The organism is Mesorhizobium sp. M6A.T.Ce.TU.016.01.1.1, from assembly GCF_003997065.1.
Taxonomy (GTDB): Bacteria; Pseudomonadota; Alphaproteobacteria; order Rhizobiales; family Rhizobiaceae; genus Mesorhizobium; species Mesorhizobium mediterraneum.
This window is the reverse complement of sequence record NZ_RZTJ01000074.1, coordinates 1-1968: the sequence shown is the minus strand read 5'-3', so window position 1 is coordinate 1968 and position 1968 is coordinate 1. Positions and strand designations below refer to the sequence as shown.

Below are 1968 nucleotides of genomic sequence, written 5' to 3'. Positions count from 1 at the left end.
CCCCTATTCCCCTATTCCCCTGCCCTTGGCCCCCGAAGCGCGCCGTCGCCGCCAGCAGCACGCCGAGCATCAGCCCGTTGAGGATGTGCCACAGGAAATGCGTGCCGAGCGGAAAGCTGCCGCAGACCAGCGGATCGATCATCCGGCAGATGACCGACACGACGAAGATCGCCGATCCCGCCAGATTGTACCAGCCGGCGCGGTTGCCGCTCGCCGCCACCCAGGCGCCGAAGAAGGCTAGCGCCAGGAAAGGCGGCAGATAGCCGGTCGTGCCGTTCGACGCCTGGCGCAGCCAGTCCGGCACGGCCCAGGTCAACAACCCGGTGACGGCATAGAAGGCAACGAAGATGGCGATCGCCTTGCCCCATCTCATGCCGAGGAAACGGCGCAGGTTGAACAGCGTGTAGGCCAGCGTGAACCCGGCGATCGGCAGCACGTCAGCCCAGACCGTGCCGTGGTTGGCAAAGGTATGGAACAGCGCCGAGCCGATGCCGATCGCCACCACCCACCAGGCCAGCGCTTCGGCGAAGATGCCTGTGCCGCGCCGGCGCACCTCCCGGACACCCCACAGCCCGGCGGCAAGAAAAGCCAGATTGGTGAGTGCGTTGGCCGGTTCGGCCCAGAACTCCGGCCCGGTCCGCTCGCAATAGAGGTCGACCGGCGTCAGGAGGGTTTGCCACATGCTGATTGTTGCCCGAATCGGCTTCTACCGTGAAGTGTGACCCTTCCTATTGCGCCCTTGCAGTTGGTTGCAATGGCAAATTTCACCGCAACGTGACTTCCCGTTGACTGTCGCTTCTGCCACATATTTCAGCAATCAGAACAAGGCCGGCATCACCGGCGGGAGTCGAAACGGCCATGACATCTCGAAGACCATTGCGGCTTGCGGCATTTGCGCTGGCCCTCTCGGTGTTTGCCGGCGCTGGGCTTGCCGGCAAGGCGCTTGCCGGCGAAGCCGACGGGTCCCAGGCTGACAAATCCTTGACCGATCAGCCGTTGGGCGTGGTCGAGCTCTTTACCAGCCAGGGCTGTAATTCCTGCCTGCCGGCCGATGAATTCTTCGCCGAGCTTGCCAACAAGGAGAACATCGTCGCGCTCGCCTATCATGTCGACTACTGGGATTATCTCGGTTGGAAGGACACGCTGAGCCGCAAGGAGAACACCGAGCGGCAATATGAGTATATGCGCGCCTTCGGCAGCCGCTCAGTCTATACGCCGCAGGCCGTCATCAATGGCCGCAGCCATGTCAACGGCGCCAACCGCAAGGAAGTCGACGGCGCGCTCGCCCGCATGGAGAAATCAGGCGACGGCATGCGGGTCAGCATCAAGGTCAGCCGGACCAGCGACCGCGTCATCATCGACGCCGGCGACGCCGGGACCGGCCCCAGCGATGCCCATGTCGTCATCGTCTATTTCGACCCGCCGCAGACGATCAAGATCGGCAAGGGCGAAAACACCGGCCGCAGCATGACCTACTGGAATGCCGTCTCCGGCATCCAGACCGCCGGCATGTGGCACGGCAAGGCGCAGCGCTACGAATTGCCGATGAGCGTGATCTCCAAGAAAGGCGGCTGCGCCGTGCTGCTGCAATCGGTGGGCAAGGATGGCCTGCCAGGCCCCATTCTGGGCGCCGCCATAATCCACAAGCCTTGACCACAGCGCGCCCTTCTCCCCTTGTGGGAGAAGGTTGATCGGTGCGCAGCGCCGAGACGGTTGAGGGGTGCTGGAAGAAATGAGGCGTTAAAATATGAAATGATTTTAGGCGCTTACGTCTTCAGCGCAGCGATCCTTCCAACACCCCTCATCCGACCTCGCTTCGCGAGGCCACCTTCTCCCACAAGGAGACCTTTGCACAGAAGCCGAACGGTGATTCTGTGGTGAAGGTTGGAGCAGGGAGATTCGGGATGGCGGATCGTGTTTTGGGTCAGTTGAGTCTGGCGGACGGTCTGGCGGCGTCGGATGAGACGA

The 1968-nt window shown here is 62.7% G+C and carries 2 protein-coding genes; one reads left to right on the top strand and one right to left on the bottom strand.

Going from position 1 to position 1968, the window contains the following annotated elements; genetic code table 11:
- A partial coding sequence (locus tag EOC94_RS33185) for a ceramidase domain-containing protein (protein WP_127295848.1) occupies positions 1-682 on the bottom strand: 682 nt, incomplete at its 3' end.
- Between the two features lie 176 nt (positions 683-858).
- Here EOC94_RS33185 and EOC94_RS33180 point away from each other — a divergent pair.
- Positions 859-1653 carry a thioredoxin family protein gene (locus EOC94_RS33180; RefSeq protein WP_127295847.1) on the top strand — a complete coding sequence of 265 codons (795 nt, stop codon included), beginning with the start codon at positions 859-861 and terminating at the stop codon, positions 1651-1653.
- Positions 1654-1968 lie beyond the last annotated feature (315 nt).